The organism is Legionella donaldsonii (assembly GCF_900452385.1).
Taxonomy (GTDB): Bacteria; Pseudomonadota; Gammaproteobacteria; order Legionellales; family Legionellaceae; genus Tatlockia; species Tatlockia donaldsonii.
This window is the reverse complement of the sequence record NZ_UGOA01000002.1, coordinates 33,219-50,744: the sequence shown is the minus strand read 5'-3', so window position 1 is coordinate 50,744 and position 17,526 is coordinate 33,219. Positions and strand designations below refer to the sequence as shown.

Below are 17,526 nucleotides of genomic sequence, written 5' to 3'. Positions count from 1 at the left end.
TTGGCAGAAAAATTCAAATTTTAATTGGCATTAAATCCTATTATTTTGATAGATGTATTAATACTGTCTCTTAAAACATTAATTTGGTTTATTAGAAATAGCTTGAGATGTGCGATACACACCAAAGATTTCAAAAGCTTCTTTTATTATGTACAAGGCAATAGCGAAACCGACGATTAGATCAGGATAACGAGATTTTGTGAATAGTATCAATCCTCCAGATAAAATGACACCGAGATTGGCAATAACATCTGCGCGAGTAAAAATCCAGGTTGCATGCAAATGGATCTCTCCCTTTCGGAATCGGCGCAGTAAATATAAAACCACACCATTTACCAAGAGAGAAATACAGGCAATAGTTATTATAATTGTACTTTCGGGAGCACTACCCAACAAAGCTCTTCGACCAACATCAATCAATACACCGATGCCCAAAATAAATACAAATCCACCGCTTACCAAAGCACTAGTTTCTTTGAAGCGTACAGTGCGACCTATTGCTACAAGAGCTAACGAGTATGCAGAGGCATCAGTAAGCATATCCAGCGAGTCTGCAATGAGTCCAGTAGACTGAGCTATAATTCCCGCGATTAAACCTATAATAAACATGATAAAATTTAATATTAGCGCAATTATTAAGACTTTTTTATCTGTTATAGTAATAGCTTGCTGACATTCACAACTCATAAAATTTCTCCGTTAATAACCAGACTTGCTTAATCCCATATCCTCAAGCATCACCATAATCTATTTTATTCAGGTAATAATTACACGCTGTATCAGTCACTCATTCCAATAAGAGCTTTGCGTACTTCCCTTTTCCTAATATAAGTATTGAGACCAATATGATTGCTATAACCTAAAAAAATTGCGATTTTCCTCACTGATAAACCTAATGCTAAGAGCTCTTTAATTTTATCAGCATCCTTATCAAATTTACTTTTTTGAATTGTGCCTTTAGGTTTTCCCAATTGAATTCCTTGCAATTTTTTGCTAGCAAGAGCTTCTTTAGTTCTAAGACTGATGAGATCGCGCTCAAGCTCAGCAAAGAGTGAAAACAAGGTAATCATGATTTTAGAATTCATGTCGTGTTGCTTCATATCCAGATTTTGCTTAATAGCAATTACTCGGACTTGTTTTTTGATTAATTCATTTACTAACCCGATTACTTCTGCAGTGCTTCTTCCCAATCGACTTAGTTCAGTGACAATAAGGGTATCGGCATCATTCAATACTGAAAGCATTTCATCAATGCGGCGTTCTTTACTAGTTTTTCTACTCGAGATAGTCATTTGGATAAAATCATCTACTTCAAGTTTATTTTTTTTAGCAAATTCAAAAATTTCAAGCTTTTGATTATTCAAATCTTGTTTATCAGTTGAAGCACGAATATATGCGATTGTTTTGGCCATAATTTACTCAAATAATAGTCCGTTAAAGTTTAACCTTAAATAATAGATTTAATTATACATAATAATATATTTTTATAAAGTGTAATGGGGCAACAAAACATATGCATAAAAACGGTCGTTATATAGTATACAAAATAATGAAGTTAAAGTATCATATTCGACCAATAAGGTATTTTATAATCAAAATATTTTTCTCTTGAACATAAAGTGCAAGCCAAATTCTGTCCTGGAGTTGTTTTAGTAAATATGAGTAGAAAAAGTGCTTTTGATAAATTTAAAGTCATTCAGTTGTATTTAGAAGATAAGGCGACTCTGATTTCTATCGCGAAGGATTCAGGTATCTCCATTAGGAGTTTGCATCGGTGGATTGACCAATACAAAGTCAATGGGTTCGACGGATTAAAATCAAAAGCTCGTAATGATAAAGGGAGCCATCGCGAGCTAACAGAAAATTTGGCACAAGTAATTGAAGGGTTGGCTCTGCAAAAACCAAAACGTACCATTGCTGCAATTCATCGACAAATAGTGCGTCATGCCAAAGATAATGGGCTGCCAATACCTAGCTATGCCGTTGTTTCAAAGATTATTAATAATATCTCCCCTGATCTCATCAGTCTTGCGCATGATGGTATAAAACCATACCAGCAAAAATATGATCTTCTTTATATCAGAGAGGCGTCGAGGGCAAATGAAATATGGCAAGCGGACCACACATTGCTTGATATCTACGTGCTTGATGATAAAGGTGGGATTAAACGACCCTGGCTCACCGTTATTATGTTGATTACAGTAGGGGCATTGCTGGATATTTTTTAAGTTTTCATGCTCCCTCATCACTACAAACATCGTTAGCGTTACGTCAGGCGATATGGATAAAAAATGAGAGACAGTGGCCTATCTGCGGCATTCCTGAAATCATGTATACCGATCATGGTTGCGATTTTACATCACATCATATTGAAGAAGTTTGTGTCTCATTGAAAATACAATTAATTTTTTCGACTATCGGTAAACCCCGTGGTCGTGGAAAGATTGAGCGCTTTTTTGCAACTATAAATCAACGCGTTCTTCAAGACTTGCCTGGGTACGTGCAACCAGGTACTTCTGTAAAAAATAATGAATGCTTGACGCTTGAAGAACTTGAATTAAAACTAAAATTATTTATGTTGGATGAATACAATAATCAGCCACATAGTTCAACCAAAGTTGCGCCAATCATTAAATGGCAAAGCAATTGTTTTTTGCCTCAGCTCCCTGAAACTCAAGAGTCGCTGGATTCATTATTATTGATGGTAGCAAAACCAAGAAGAGTTCACAGAGATGGCATAAAATTTCAAGGATTCCGTTATTTTTCTACAACCCTTGCGGGCTTTGTGGGCGAGGATGTCATCATTCGTTATGATCCAAGGGATCTTGCCGAAATTCGCGTGTTTCACAAGGGTAGTTTTTTGTGCCGCGCAATTTCACAAGAATTAGACACAGGGACAGTCAGTTTGAAAGAAATTATCCAGGCGAGAAATGCTCGAAGGAAAGAATTACGAGACAATATCAGCGAGCGGTGTTCAATTGTAGATGCCTTGTTAAAAAATCCAACAAAAATTACCGAAAAACCAACGCCAATACCACCTATCGAACAACAAAAGAAAGACAGCCATGTCAAAATAAAGAGGTACAAGCATGAATAAGCTACCTACCATGGATGATATGTTTTTAGAAACCAAGGGATATCAGCGATTTGAGGAGTTTTGTGATGCTTGTGTCGAATATAAATACATTGGCATTTGTTATGGATCTCCCGGGGTTGGTAAAACGCAATCTGCAGAACATTACAGCAAGCGTAAGCTAATCTTGTCTGCAAACCCGAATGGATATGCAATTGAAGATAATCGTCATGTACCAACCGAACTTTATAGCTGCAGTACCGTTTTTTATACTCCCATTGCCCCACTGTCTTCTCTTCAAATGCTAAATACCTTGAATCAAAACATTTGTTATTTTGATCGTGTGGTTCATGCCGCACAAGTAAATAAGATGGTCGATGAGCAAACCCAATTAAATCAAGATGAAAAAGAGAATTTTATCAAAACGATAAAATTATCATCCAAGAATTACTGCAAGCTAATCATCATTGATGAAACGGAAAGACTTGGTTTTGCCGCGTTAGAGTTACTGAGATCATTGTACGACGATCGGGGTATTTCCATCGTATTTATTGGCATGCCCGGCTTGGAAAAAAGACTATCAAGGTATTCACAACTGTATTCACGGATAGGATTTTCTCATGAATATAAACCACTGTCCAAGGAAGAAATGTTGTTTACCTTGGAGCACAACTGGCAAAAGTTAGGGCTTAAATTAAAGCAAAATGAATTTTCTGATCATGAGGCGATGGCATCCATTATGCGCATCACTAATGGTAATTTCCGATTATTGAATCGGCTATTTATGCAAATTGACCGATTGTTAAAGTTGAATCAATTGCAATATATCACTAATGAAGTGGTATTGGCAGCAAGAGAATGTTTGTTAATTGGTAATACTTAATCTATTTTAATGGTGGTGTTGATATGGCAAAAAAAGGTAAGGCAAAGATTTTGAATGCGTTTGAATTCGACCAACTACTAAATGCAGCAAAAATTGGCTCATCCCCCATTCGCAATATTGCGATTGTATATTGCTCATTCGGGTTAGGGCTGCGAGCAAAAGAAATCGCATCGCTTTCTATTAAAGATGTTGCAGATAAGCAATACAGACTTCTTGATGAAATTTGTTTGAAACGCTCAATACATTATGGCAAAAAGCAACATTATGCTTATCTTACCAATAAAAAGGTTTATGCCGCACTTACCGATCACTTAAAAACCATGGTTGGTTCTGATCTTAATAAACCATTATTTCAAACGCAGCGAAAAAAAGAATTTACTCCGTGTACATTGCAAAAATGGTTCAGATCTCTTTATGATAAAGCTGGTATAATTGGTGCAACCTCTCATTCTGGTCGTCGCACTTTTATTACCCGATTGCTTGAGCAGGGCATCAGTATCAAAGCAGTATCATCTTTGGCCGGCCATTCCAGCACGATTACAACTGCTATTTATGCAGAAAACAAACCTGAATGTTTGCAAAACATCGCAAAACTAGCTCCATTTTGATACGGATATTTTTTATCATGCATTATATGGTGCTAAACCTGCCATTTAAAGTTTAAAAAATCCTGCCAAATAAAGATAAAACTTACAAAGAAAACCCAATCCAGAACTAATGACATCCTCTTTTGTCTATTTCAGGATGTGTTTTTGATTCCTTGAAATGTAGCATTATGTAGCAGGTTGGTAGCATATGTTTTGCTACAAATAACCGACCTTATTTGCAATAGCAAAAATCACATTATCCTATGATTTCATAGATAATTTGATCTAGATAGCCTCAATGATTTGATGATCGTGTAGCCATGTAGCAATTACATTAAATGACAAAGTATTTGAGTTTAGGACATAAAACAATACCTGTTACAGGTAGAGTCTATATTTGTTCCTTAAAGGATACATCGATTAAAAAATACTGGAGATTCAATAATCCTAGAAGTAAAAATTTTCTAAAGCACGAAATAGACCACGAAAAACAAACAACCTGATTATTTCGTGGTTTATTTCCTGTTATTCACACTCGCTTTACCAAGGTTTCATATTAAATGGAGATGGATTAAAGGTTGCTTGCTCCTCCTCATTTTCCGTCTTTGTAGGTTCTATATCCTTATTTTGCTTAATTTCCTCTTGTTTAGAGGACCTATTAGACGGCTTGGGTTCCATCGAAAGTGGATTTGGAGCAAGTCTTTGTTCTTTTTCTTTTGTGGCCTCATCCTTTTCTTGTGCTTTCGGAGTGGGTATGGGCACTAAATTATTTGCTAGCCTTTGGATAAATGTATCGTATAAGGCGAGTGTGGGCATGGTAATACGAAGAGAACGTATGTTTCCTTCCTCATCCTGAATAATATGTATGCAATCATCGGAAAGATTATTTTCTTCTTTAAAATCATTGAATTCTTTTATAATAGCTTCCATGAATTTTTTTAATTCATGTCGTTGCTTTGGAGTTAATTCATTAGGATCACATTGTAATTCAAGCTTAAGAGTCATTGATTCACGATCACTATCAACCAACAATTTCCCATCAGCAATTAATTTTTCAATTATTTCTGGGTCAAAACCAGACTCTAAATCAAGTTCTTCTGAACCAAACACTCCTACCAATTCATCTTCAGACCCAACTACTTTGCCTGATTTAGTTAGGAATTTATCTTCACCAGGACTCGCTTTTTCCTCAGATGTCTTCTTATCAGAGGTGGCACTATCACCTCCGCTACCACCTGCGCCATGTCCGGAACAAAGGCGCTTAGGTGCGATTTCTTTAAAACAAGTCGGACAGCGTACTTTTGCACCTTCCTCAGCAGCCTCTTTTTTTTCTGCTTCCTTTCTAAATTGTTGTAAAGCTAATGCTATAGAAGAGGTTTTGGGTTCATCTGCCGTTATGGATTCAAGGACAGGCTGATGCTTTTCTTTGTCTTTTTTCATGAGAATACTCCAGTGCAAGTTCATAATGGTTTCATCCGAATAAAGATTTACTTATCTGTTATTATACCGAGTTAAAAAAACCAAATTGTATATGAATTGTACATTTATTGGGTTACTCGTTTTTTTGACTTAAAACATCGAGTACATAGTCCCAAATTTTACCTGCTACATTAATTCCTTTCCCATCAGACGGATTGAGATGTAATTCAATGTAAGGGAAACTATTATTTTCAATAATTCCAAATTGTTGCTTATGCCATGGAAGAGAAATATCCTGACAAATAAAATCAAGACCCGTAAGCGGTATATTGAGGATTTTATGTGCTTTTTCCAATAATAGTTTGTTCTCAGGATGTATCAGATCGATAACATCACTGATTTTTGCACCACTACTCATAGTAACTTTTTTTGCAATAAAGATTTGTTGTCCCTTGTTTATTACCGTATTAAGAGCAACTCCCTGGGCTGACAAAATTTTCATCAAGTTGCTATTTGGAGTAATTTTATATGGATATTTACCATGACCTTCTTTCCACGTAACTTTATTTTTTTTATCAATTAACTCTTGAAGTGTAGTTACACCATCGCCAACAATGCTCTCAGGTTGTCGCCTCACACAAGCGATTAATGAATCATTAATAATTAATGACCGATAAACATCCCCAGGTATGTGTTTTTCAACCAGCACGCGAAAATCAACTTGCTTTACTATGTTTATCGCTTCTTTTAATTCATTTGGAGTTTGAATAGTACATGAAGTGTGAATACTTAGAGATTCAGATAATGGCTTAACCACAAGAGGAAATCCCAATGAAATGCCATAGTTGTAGGCTTTTTTGCTGGAAATAAAAACCCTCCCTAAGGGACAGGGAATTTGGCTATCTAATAATTTTTTCTTGAGGATCCATTTATTATCATATTTAGTATCCTCATCAAAGCGTGTATTTTTTTGAGAAATAAGAGAGATTGGAGTCTGTATGAAATAATATTTTTTCCTATTGTAGACCAACTTAAAATACAGAGTATGCAAGTTAGATTCCTTAAAATTATACAGCTCTAGCCCTATTTTTTGTGCTTCATCCCAAAATGCAAGGACACTGTTATTGAATTGTTTCCTATCAATGGTCTGAGTCTTGGTATATAGTTTTAGTTTTTGAAAAATATTAATGACCAACTGATTTAATAGGGTATTGAATCGTAAAAAATCATGCTCTGATAGGAGAAAGAGTTTAGATAAAAGATAGATAAATGGATTGAATATAAAATAATGGAATAAATTAAAAAATTTTCTTCGAAAATGAGAACGTTTTTCGGGATAGCAATGCTCACAATGTTTATTGTCCATATATGCTGTGGGAACAGGTTTTAATGATTTGCAAATGTCACGTGAAGATTTGATTTCTTTATGTTCATCAAAATTTTTAACATAAGCGCTCATAATTTATCTCCACAGATTCGCCCATTAGCTATCATTATATCGAGTTAAAACAAATCAATTGTATATAAAATGTACGGATGCGCCGTGTGTTTGCTTACCTACTGATATCTATGTAACACTGAACTTAAAAATCAATTCAGACTAAATTTGTTTAGAGAGTTTTCTTATTTAAAGAGGCTTAGACAGAACGAATGAAAGATAAATCAATATTGCTTGTAGAAGATAACGTTAAGTTAGCCAATTACCTCAAAGAAAGCTTACAAGAAGCAGGTTATGATGTTTCTATTGAAAAACGTGGTGATAGAGCGGTCTATCGCATCATTCGTGAGCAACCTTGCCTAGTAATATTAGATATAATGCTTCCTGGCATGAATGGAGATCAAATATGCCATACCATTAGAGATGAGTATTTGGGGAAAATACTCATGCTAACAGCAATTAATGATATTGAAAGTGAAGTATCCTCTTTAAATTTAGGAGCAGATGACTACTTAACTAAACCTGTTGCAGACGAGGTTTTGAAAGCAAGAATAGAGGCATTGTTACGTCGACCCAATTTAGTTAATAATCAAAATCAATTTCAATTTGGCAATTTTTCTATCAATTTTAGTACTAAGAATGTTCATCTCTTTGATGAAGAAATTTCAATAAGTACCAGTGACTTTGAAATGCTTGCTTTGTTGGTTAAGAACCATGATAGGTTGCTGAGTCGAGATAGCATTATGTATGCTCTTTCTGGGCATGAATATGATGGGGTTGATAGAGGTATCGATTTAAAAATATCACGTTTAAGAAAAGCATTGAATGATAATAATAAAAAGCCCTATCGTATAAAAACAATCCATAAAAAAGGATATATATTTGTATCAGCGGCTTGGGAATAAATACAGATCACAGCCACCGATCTTATGTAAGTCTTATGAAAAATAGTAAAAAATTCTTTTGCCTCGACCTTGAGATTTTTCGTCCATTTATGAAAGAATCACCAAATATATCGCAAATCTATAATCATTTACCCTCGACAAAAGTATCATTTTAGAACGTTTGTACAATATATATACATTTGAGCCGAGTGTTTTTGATAAAATCAACCTATTATTTTAAGTAATAGTCGAGATGAGCCATGAAAGACGCTGCAATAGAAATCTTAATATATAAACCAGATCCAGATCATCCGCTGCCTGAAAATCAGAGAGGTGTGGTGATAAATCCTCACTTAAAACAACGGTTCAAGCAATTTGTTCCAATTGGCGTCTATTTAGAAGGCTCTGATTTGAAGTATTATTTTTTCGATCAGTGTGATAAATCCCCAAAAATCTATAGTAGTTTGGATGAACTCAAACGAGACTTACCGGAAGAACTAGACAATATATTTGAGAAGAACCCAAAATTATTTATTATGGGCCATGCTGGTGGTGGCGAATATGGTATGGGTAATTGCCATGGCCCAAGTGAGCAGTTATATGATGAAAATTTTGATAATTTATTACATGGTTTTAAACGAGCATTGCCCGCACATCATGGTGAAGTTTTTGTGACTTTAGAAGGTTGTAATACAGACAATCAACTTAATGCTGCAGCAAACTCACAGGAAAAAACATTTTTAGAAAGAGTATCAGTGAAACATCCAGAAATCACGTTTGGTGGAACTGGACCATGGAATGCGCAAGATGTACAGACCGGCTTCCGATCCCTTTCGCCGGCATCCCCAATCACATCGATGGCAGGAAATATTTGGAAGGCTGGAAACAGTGTTATTTTTCATCATGGTGAATATCAAGTTGCCGTTCGAAAATCTTTATTTGCCTCAACACAAACAGCTAAAGAATTAAAAGTAAACACCATAGAATATGCCCGTGCAATTCTAGGTAAAGACGGAGCCGATGAACTGATAGCAAAAATCGCTTTAAATCGAGATATTCTAACTATTCAAGATTTAAAGAAAATTGATGATTTTTCAGAATTGCGATTTGAAGGAGAAGATGTTGCAAAGTTTGTTGAACAGGAAAACCAAATATTAGGTAAAGAGCAAGAAAATTATTTAACACGTGTCCGTGATATCTTAGGTCGGGCGGACCCTATAGAACAACTGACAGATAGAGATGTACTGGAACTTCTCTTAGGTTTAAAAGAACCTTCTGTATTTAAAGGTCATGAAGACTTGCTAGAGTCAATTCTAGCTAATAAAGCTTTGTTAAACCTGGCAATGGTAAGTTGTGGAAAAGTCCTTATTGGTGGCCCAAGTAATGATAGCGTCATTGCTTTATTATTAAAACATGGCGCTGATATTAATAGTGCTGATAAAAAAGGCATGACGGCTTTGCACTATGCGGTACAGAATTTTTATAATTATAGAAAAGAGCCGTTACATCTCATTAAAAAGTTATTAGAATGTGGTGCTAGTCTTGAAGTGCGAAATGAAAAAGGACAGACTCCTATCGAGACAGCGCAAGAACATAGCAAAGATGGGAGAGTAACTGCTAGTGATAAGCTTCTCGCATCTTTGAAATCTAGCAATTCGCCACCAACTCCCATAGAACTAAAACAATCTGTTAGACAAATATTTCAGATGAGTCAACACAAGGCTGATGAACTACTTTCATTACCTATTGCGAAACGTGAATATAGCAAATGCAGTGAAGGCACTCTTTATATTCCTGAAGATGTAGTGGAAAAATTGCATGTAATCTTGCAATCTGCAACGGGGAGTAATGAACTATTATCGGCGTTTGAATCAGAGCTTAGTGTGGTTATCAGCGCTCTTGAAAAAGGCATTGGAACTGGAGAAGCGATTGATGGTGAGGAAGATGAATTTATCCCTAAACGTTTTGAAAATGCAAAACTCCAGTTAACAGCGGTTATCGACGCACTGGTTGAGATGAAACAAGAGATGGATACTTCAAAAGATGCTACAGTTGAGGACCAACTTCCAAAACTAAAATCTTAATCGTTAAGAATATATTGGAAGTACTATGGTGAATCGAGCACCTTTTAATAACGGTGATTGTGTAGCCATGACCTTTCCTCCGTGTAGATTAACAACTTTTTTAACAATAGCTAATCCTAACCCAATATGTTTATCTCCAATTCCTGCGTCTTCAGCAATTGTATATTCAGAAAAAATGTCATCCGCACCCTCCTCCGGCAAGCCTGGGCCATCATCGTCTACGTGAAGTAAAATATGACTATTATCCAGCGAAATGGTTAAAGAAATAGTGTGCTCTGCAAATTTCATGGCATTTGTAATCAAATTGGTAACAGCGTGTTTTAAAATATTTTCATCTATGTATGCTTTCAAAGAATTTAACTCATTAGAATGAAATGTAATTTCAAATGTTGAGGAAGAATAAGACTCTAATAACTTTCTTAACCATACTATTATATCGGTCTCAGACTGTTTTAATTTCAATTCGTTTGAATGCATTTTTGAGTAAATCAAAAAAGTGCTGACGAGCCGATTCATATCTGCAATATCTTCTTGTATGCTGTTTATCTGTTTATTGAGCAATGCATCTTCAGCGTTTTTCCTTTTGATACTATCCGTCGCCATTTGTATGGTTGACAAAGGGGTCCTAATTTCATGCGCGACAAACCGGCACAATTGTTTATGTGATTCAATCAGTTCTTTTAATTGCTCACCCATTTGGATGATATTTCTATACAGCCCATACAAAACAGAGGTAGTACCTATTTTCCGATGAAAATCAAAGTTCCCTTGACTGAAATTTTTAGTTATCTGATACACCTTTTTCATATTTCTAACAAAAAGCAATGAAAATAAGGCAATAAGACAAAGGGATATAAAAAAGAAAGTTCCTATAAAATAATACATAACATCACTGATTCTTGCCATAACTGGCAGATAGCTTAGTGGGCCAATTTTGAGTACTCCACCACTAAAACTATAATAGAGAATAACAATTTGTGACGAGTTTTTATTTGTTTCAAATACTAGACGCTTTGTTGATAAAGAATTAATTATATTACCTGGTAAGTATTTACTTTTAGTTTTATAAACATGAAGAGGGAAACCATATATTTTTTCTAAATGTAACAGTTCATTACTCCAGGTATTTTTTGATTTTGATAATAAATGTTGAACGATTTGTTTTAAAACAGGATTCATATAATTAAAAATAATTTCGCCAGGATCTGAAAAATTGTAAGCTAATGCATATGGGGTATTACCAATTTTTTTATACGCAGTATGTTCTACAATTACCTCGTTGAGAAATTGATAGGTTGTGCCTGATAAAAAAATGATTTCACCATTATTTAATTGATTATTCTGCGCCAGGGTGAGTTTTAGACTGTCGATTGCTATAAGATGAATAACCTTATCTGTTTTCTTCTTTATTATCGCATCCCAGTTTGATTTCGGGTCATTAATTAACTCTTTTTCTAAACTAATTAAAAGCCCTTGCGAGGTCGTTTTTCCAGCATTAACAACTATCTTTGTCTCAACTGACTTTAAATATTTAAAAAATGCCAAAACAAGAATTAAAAAAATCACAAAGAACGCAGTCAAAATTTTAATATAAATATTAAATTTCATTACTAGTCACTCTAAATAAAAATAATAGATGCCTTTTCACAAGAAAGTACTCTGGATTATCTTTGATAATTTCAATATCTAATTCTGGCATAATTATCCTACGTTCTGTCTATCTTTATAACTCTTGTAATTAGCCTATTTAAGGCATCCAAATTATCGATATTCGTTATGGCCTCATCAAATAATAATAAAGTCTCTGGATCGTTTGTTTCTAAATACTTGAATGCTTTTTTTGGACCTTGATAACGCAATTCTTTGAATACAAAATAATCCTCTAGAATTGTGAAGATTGACCAAATATGGCGATATTTTCCTTCTAAATCTCTAGTATACGCCCTTGCTAGCATTTTTTGATACCACACTCTACGTGCTGTAATTTCATCAGGAGGGAGGGACTCAGGCAATATTAAAAAAGCAGAGAGATTTTTTAATAACTCTGTGCCAAAATGAGCTTTTTCAAGAACAACGATGCCATCTGACATACATAAATGTTCATCAGAAATTGAATCAAAAGCATTCTCGGGATAAACAAAAATATCATGATAAACTTGATGTGCTTCATCAAAGCGTGCAATTCGTTGCTTATCTCCTTTTTCCCTAATCCCTGCAACATCATAATCACTGGTTACTGTGAAGTCTCCTCGTGCGCGCGAGCCATATAAAATAATTGTATGGCAATGATGTAAAGATATTAATTCATCAACAATGAATTGCAGAACAGCATCATTTTCTAATGATATTTTCTTTTGTGTCATTCCCTTACTTTCTTATTTTGTAACGGACATTCCGCAGCATGAAAAAGCTAAAATTAGAATTATCCCCAAGGAATTATCGCATTAGTTAAATTGAGAAAAAGATCAAGCCGATATAAGAAAAAGATCACAGCCCACAAGAGAAGAATCAGGTACCCTTGTCTCCCAAAGACCTATTGGAGAGAAGGATGCTGAATCGAGATACAGTAAGTTCAGAGCAATTGGGGCATTTAGGACTTGTTGCAGCAACGATTAGAGAATTAGGGATAATAGAGAGAATTGATGCACGCCTTGAGTTAAATGAAAAAAAAGGAGGCGTGGTAAGCTATGGTCGTCGAGTAGCGGCGATGGTTATCAATGGGTTGGGTTTTATGAATAGCCGGTTGTATATGACGCCGCATTTTTTCCAAGATAAGCCTGTGGCTCAACTGCTTGGTTCAGAACTAGACGCGGCACACCTGAATGATGACAGTCTTGGTCGCTGCCTGGATAAAATCGCAGAATACGGTGTGACCAGGCTTTATTCGGAATTGGCTTTTGAGATTGCCCGAGAAAAAAATTTACTAAGCCAGAGACTGCATTTAGACAGTACAAGCTTTGTTCTTTACGGCCGCTATGACACAGAAGAGGCCGCGCCCGGGATTGCGCAACCAGACTACGGATATTCCAAAGCGAATCGCTCTGATCTAAAGCAAGTGATGCTGTCACTAGTACAAGGAGGAGCTGCGAATATCCCCTTATGGATGGAGGCCTTAGATGGGAATAGTAGTGATAAAACAAGTTTCCAAGAGACGGTTAGGAGGGTGCAAGCGTTTACACAAAGTATTCATGGGATGCCTGATGGCCTTTGTTTTGTGGTTGATGCCGCCTTTTATGTTCCAGAGCAGTTGGCAAGCCTCAATAACGTGTTTTGGATAACCCGAGTACCTGCACAGCTTAATGAAGCCAAAGTATTGTTGAACAAGCCTTGTGATGCTCTGACCTGGGAGCCGTTTGATGCAAACTATCGTGGAAGTGTTCATGAAACGGTTCTTTATGGTATTCCACAACGCTGGGTTTTGATTGAGTCGCAACAGGCGAGGTTGCGAGAGCTAAAGACTTTTCAGAGGCATTTGGATAAAAAATCTCAAGAGCTCATTAAATCCTTATGGCATCTTGGTCACCAGGTCTTTCAATGTCCTGACGATGCAAAGCAGGCATTAAAACCGCTCATCAAATCACTCAAATACCACCAAATTCATTATGAGATTCTACCTGTTGAACGCCATACAGGGAAAGGTCGCCCAAAACCTGGAGCTCAAAAAATGGTGATTGGATATCAAATACAAGCCTGTCTTTCTACCTGTCTGGAGAGGGTGGGTGCTAAAAAAGAAACACTGGGACGCTTTATTTTGGCCAGTAATCAATGTGATAGCTCGCTATTGAATAATCATGCCATGCTTCAACAATATAAAGAGCAATCCTGTGTCGAATCAAGCTTTAAATTCATGAAAAACAATGCCTTCGAACTGGACTCTTTCTTCCTTAAAACACCTGAGCGAATTACAGCCTTGATGATGGTAATGACGCTTTGTCTCATGGTGTACAATTTTGCTCAAGCTCACATCAGGCAATGCTTAAAGGAGCATGATGAAGCACTTCCCAATCAGCTGGGTAAGCCAGTACAAAATCCCACAATGAAATGGATTGCTGAGCTGATGAACGTGATAGCTGTTGTAACCATCCTGACAAACGATCAAAAACATCGTGTGGTAACTAATCTAAAACCAGTACATCAACAAATCATTTCTTATTTTGGTCAGTATGCTCTTGAAATCTATGGACTTGCCGCAGAATCTGCGCGTGGCACAGGCTTCTCCTGCCTGGCTATTGAACAGAATAATTATAAAAATCGTTTATCTTGGTGCGAAACGTAGGTTGTAACCATAATACCAACGGCTTCCTGTGGTGGAACTGGTTTGAACCGTATGATCTACTCCTGCTGGAATCAATACTTCTTCTCCAATAGCAGGTTTTAACGTTTTATTGCCCACGGTTAAAATAACTTCACCTTCAAGCAACATGAATAACTCATCTGTTTCATGCCTAAAATCCTTCCAAATTTGACCTGGGTGATCTTCCCAAAGCTCAAAACTAAAGCCACGAGAGCGCCAATTGTTCTCAATTATTGTTGTATCCAGCATTTTAGGCTCATTATTTAAAATCATTCTTTAAATTTTACACCACTGAAGAGCATCAACACCACAACCAATGACTTCAATGATCTTGTGTCGAGACTTAAGGCCTCTCTTTATTTTAATTTGACTTTTAGGGACTTTGAATAAGACAGACAGGTATCGCACTAATTCCATGTTGGCTTTATCTTCAGTAGAAGGTGCCGCGATTTTTATCTTTAGTTCCTCTCCAACAGTACATACTACTTGATTGCATTTGGCACCTGGTTGAATAAGCAAACTAAGAATTAATGCATTATTCTTTTTTTTACACCAAACAGATACAAGTAAATCATCTTGCTGTTCCATTATTTTACCCTACTTTTACTATTCTATTGGAAACCCAAGCCAACTGTCCTCGCTTTTTTATGTATAATATTCACTTGGTAACCATTTAAAAGGATGTTTTTTATGTTAAGTAAGACTTATATTTTTCTCATAGATTTCTTTGTTCATTTTGACTTCCAAAAATGAATAATCTACTACCACTTTTTAAATGGGGAACCGATTGCCTAGTTTCTAATGGCTACTCAATAGAACACTCGCCAGAAATTGTATTGTCAACACCATGGTCTCATGTGATCCGCTTTGCAACATCAACAGAAAATTTTTATTTAAAACAAACACCACCATCCCTATTTCTATCCAATGAGCCCAAGATCATTCGGCTTTTATCTTCCCAATTCCATGCCAATGTGCCTGATGTAATCGAGATCAACAATGATTTACATTGTTTTCTAATGAGAGATGCAGGTATTTCTTTGCGTCAAACGCTTAAAACTAATTTCATGCCAGAGCTATTATTCCAAGCAATAAAGCAATATGCCGCAATCCAACGCAGAGCAGAAGATTGCATCGCAAGGTTTCTCAAACTAGGCGTACCTGATTGGCGATTAAATCAATTACCTTTTCTTTATGATCACATGTTAAAGCAAACTGCTTTTTTAAAAGCAGAGGGTCTAACGGATAAAGAATTACAAACATTACACAGTCTAAGTTTGAAATTTTCAGCTCAGTGCAAATTATTAGCAAGCTTTAGGATCCCTGAAACCATAGGTTATCACGATTTTCATGATAAGAATGTTCTTCTTGATCCAAATACTAAAAAAATGACGTTTGTTGATTGGGGCGAGACGGCTATCATTCATCCATTTTTTTCGTTGCATACCTCTCTGGAACAATCGATTACTCACCATGGAGTAACAGAAGATGATTCAATCTACCAGCAACTTCAAGATGCTTGCCTTGAAAATTGGTTAGAATTCGCGACAAAGGAACAGCTATTAAGTGCGTTCCTTTTAGCCAAAAAAATCCGGCTGTTTTGGAATATACTCGCATCTAATCAGTTTATACTGAGTGTGGATCGACAAGCCTACCAAGCCTATTATACCAATCAGAATAGCCCGATTGCAGATGGCTTTAGAACGTTTCTTGAGAATATCCATTAACCCAAAAAATTCGTTGTCATTAGTAATAACCAAAATAAGCGACTTCGTATTTCTATGAGCATTCATGATATACTACTGACATAATTTGGCAGCAGTAATTAGTACAACATGTCCCGAACTGAACGTTTATTTGATTTAATTCAATTATTACGACGTCATCGATTACCCGTTAGTGGCAAAAATCTTTCAGAAGAATTAGGCGTGAGCCTACGAACTCTTTACCGAGATATAATAACCTTACAATCCTTTGGCGCGCCAATCGAAGGTGAGCCCGGTGTCGGTTATGTGCTAAAACCTGGATTTATGTTACCTCCTTTAATGTTTTCAGATGATGAAATTGAAGCAATGGTATTAGGATCACGTTGGGTTGCACAACGAGCAGATACTCAACTTAAAACTGCTGCTCAAAATGTGCTTGCAAAAATTTCAGCAGTTTTGCCTTCTGATTTAAAACGGCAACTGGAAGCTTCGGGGCTGTTAGTCCCTCCAGGAAAATGTATTGAAAGTAAGGATAGTGATCTTATTCTCATTCGCAAAGCAATACGTTTAGAGCGAAAGATGGAAGTAGAATATCAAGATCTACAAAACAATCATTCGACACGAATACTCTGGCCTATCGCGCTCGGTTTTTTTGATGAAGTGCATCTTATGGTGGCTTGGTGTGAATTAAGGCAGGATTTTCGCCACTTCAGGACCGATAGAATTCTTCAATTATCCATTAAAGAGCAAAAATATTCTTCAACGCGGCAATCCCTTTTAAAGAAATGGCGTACCCTGCATAATATTCCCCCATCCTATTGAATGATGCTGCTCAATATACGTTGATGTCCTCTGGGTTAAGGAAGAATACCGTGGCCTTGGTATCGGTGCTGAACTATTGCACAGCGTTGAAGCCGAAGCAATTAAACGAGGAATTCCAGCATCAACATTAAATACTTTTTCTTTTCAGGCAGAAAGATTTTATTTAAAACAAGGCTATCAGCATTTAGGGACAATTAAAAATTATTTAGAGGGGCATGATCGGATCTATTTGAGGAAACAATTATAGAAAGAGTGGGGACATATCCCCCATAAGAGAGTATGCCTTGAAAAAAGAACAGAACAAACGAAGCATCTATTCTCCAAAGTTAAACTTTT

Annotated in this window: 17 protein-coding genes and 1 pseudogene; 10 read left to right on the top strand and 8 right to left on the bottom strand. The window is 36.2% G+C overall.

All coding sequences use genetic code 11. The annotated features are described in order from the left end of the window. Positions 1-78: 78 nt before the first annotated feature. Positions 79-687, bottom strand: coding sequence for a cation transporter (locus tag DYC89_RS15740; protein ID WP_115222844.1), 609 nt, complete (start codon positions 685-687; stop codon positions 79-81). A 92-nt stretch (positions 688-779) separates the two neighbouring features. Beyond that, positions 780-1,412 (bottom strand): recombinase family protein, encoded by a 633-nt coding sequence (locus DYC89_RS15735; RefSeq protein ID WP_115222843.1) that lies wholly within the window; start codon positions 1,410-1,412, stop codon positions 780-782. A gap of 246 nt (positions 1,413-1,658) precedes the next feature. Here DYC89_RS15735 and DYC89_RS16785 point away from each other — a divergent pair, with 246 nt between their 5' ends. From DYC89_RS16785 to DYC89_RS15720, 4 genes are all read left to right on the top strand, one after another. Continuing rightward, complete coding sequence (locus DYC89_RS16785) at positions 1,659-2,228, top strand: helix-turn-helix domain-containing protein (RefSeq protein WP_245954069.1); 570 nt, start codon at positions 1,659-1,661, stop codon at positions 2,226-2,228. 101 nt (positions 2,229-2,329) lie between these two features. After that, entirely contained in the window at positions 2,330-3,097 is a 768-nt protein-coding gene (locus tag DYC89_RS16780; RefSeq protein ID WP_245954068.1) for a Mu transposase C-terminal domain-containing protein, read from the top strand. Continuing rightward, complete coding sequence (locus DYC89_RS15725) at positions 3,090-3,956, top strand: AAA family ATPase (RefSeq protein ID WP_220271795.1); 867 nt, start codon at positions 3,090-3,092, stop codon at positions 3,954-3,956. Before DYC89_RS16780 ends, DYC89_RS15725 begins: the two co-directional genes overlap by 8 nt. Before the next feature lie 23 nt (positions 3,957-3,979). Next, positions 3,980-4,564 carry a tyrosine-type recombinase/integrase gene (locus DYC89_RS15720; protein ID WP_115222842.1) on the top strand — a complete coding sequence of 195 codons (585 nt, stop codon included), beginning with the start codon at positions 3,980-3,982 and terminating at the stop codon, positions 4,562-4,564. Positions 4,565-5,083: 519 nt separating this feature from the next. Here the strand turns inward: DYC89_RS15720 and DYC89_RS15715 are convergent. Both DYC89_RS15715 and DYC89_RS15710 read right to left on the bottom strand, forming a co-directional pair. Next, positions 5,084-5,983 carry a hypothetical protein gene (locus DYC89_RS15715; RefSeq protein WP_115222841.1) on the bottom strand — a complete coding sequence of 300 codons (900 nt, stop codon included), beginning with the start codon at positions 5,981-5,983 and terminating at the stop codon, positions 5,084-5,086. 112 nt (positions 5,984-6,095) lie between these two features. After that, complete coding sequence (locus tag DYC89_RS15710) at positions 6,096-7,421, bottom strand: hypothetical protein (RefSeq protein WP_115222840.1); 1,326 nt, start codon at positions 7,419-7,421, stop codon at positions 6,096-6,098. 191 nt (positions 7,422-7,612) lie between these two features. Here DYC89_RS15710 and DYC89_RS15705 point away from each other — a divergent pair, with 191 nt between their 5' ends. Both DYC89_RS15705 and DYC89_RS15700 read left to right on the top strand, forming a co-directional pair. After that, positions 7,613-8,305 carry a response regulator gene (locus tag DYC89_RS15705; RefSeq protein ID WP_115222839.1) on the top strand — a complete coding sequence of 231 codons (693 nt, stop codon included), beginning with the start codon at positions 7,613-7,615 and terminating at the stop codon, positions 8,303-8,305. A gap of 239 nt (positions 8,306-8,544) precedes the next feature. Then, on the top strand, positions 8,545-10,368 hold the full coding sequence (locus DYC89_RS15700) for an ankyrin repeat domain-containing protein (protein WP_115222838.1): 1,824 nt from the start codon (positions 8,545-8,547) through the stop codon (positions 10,366-10,368). Positions 10,369-10,371: 3 nt separating this feature from the next. Here DYC89_RS15700 and DYC89_RS15695 read toward each other — a convergent pair whose 3' ends face one another. Then, on the bottom strand, positions 10,372-11,976 hold the full coding sequence (locus tag DYC89_RS15695; RefSeq protein WP_115222837.1) for a sensor histidine kinase: 1,605 nt from the start codon (positions 11,974-11,976) through the stop codon (positions 10,372-10,374). Between the two features lie 98 nt (positions 11,977-12,074). Then, positions 12,075-12,731, bottom strand: a complete 657-nt coding sequence (locus tag DYC89_RS15690; protein ID WP_115222836.1) for a nucleotidyltransferase domain-containing protein — start codon at positions 12,729-12,731, stop codon at positions 12,075-12,077. Positions 12,732-12,916: 185 nt separating this feature from the next. Between DYC89_RS15690 and DYC89_RS15685 the strand changes: the two genes are divergently transcribed. Next, on the top strand, positions 12,917-14,644 hold the full coding sequence (locus tag DYC89_RS15685; protein ID WP_115220201.1) for an IS1634 family transposase: 1,728 nt from the start codon (positions 12,917-12,919) through the stop codon (positions 14,642-14,644). On the opposite strand, the gene DYC89_RS15680 is transcribed toward DYC89_RS15685, so the two are convergent. Continuing rightward, complete coding sequence (locus DYC89_RS15680; RefSeq protein ID WP_245954067.1) at positions 14,624-14,911, bottom strand: cupin domain-containing protein; 288 nt, start codon at positions 14,909-14,911, stop codon at positions 14,624-14,626. The genes DYC89_RS15685 and DYC89_RS15680 overlap by 21 nt on opposite strands. Before the next feature lie 27 nt (positions 14,912-14,938). After that, entirely contained in the window at positions 14,939-15,250 is a 312-nt protein-coding gene (locus tag DYC89_RS15675; protein WP_115222834.1) for a DUF167 domain-containing protein, read from the bottom strand. Positions 15,251-15,411: 161 nt separating this feature from the next. Here DYC89_RS15675 and DYC89_RS15670 point away from each other — a divergent pair, with 161 nt between their 5' ends. The 3 genes and pseudogenes from DYC89_RS15670 to DYC89_RS15660 form a co-directional block, all read left to right on the top strand. Beyond that, positions 15,412-16,389: a phosphotransferase gene (locus DYC89_RS15670; protein ID WP_115222833.1), complete on the top strand. Its 978-nt coding sequence runs from the start codon at positions 15,412-15,414 to the stop codon at positions 16,387-16,389. A 108-nt stretch (positions 16,390-16,497) separates the two neighbouring features. Beyond that, positions 16,498-17,190: a helix-turn-helix transcriptional regulator gene (locus DYC89_RS15665; RefSeq protein ID WP_115222832.1), complete on the top strand. Its 693-nt coding sequence runs from the start codon at positions 16,498-16,500 to the stop codon at positions 17,188-17,190. Positions 17,191-17,200: 10 nt separating this feature from the next. Then, positions 17,201-17,437 (top strand): annotated as a pseudogene (locus tag DYC89_RS15660) (GNAT family N-acetyltransferase); the annotation flags it as partial. Between the last annotated feature and the right edge of the window lie 89 nt (positions 17,438-17,526).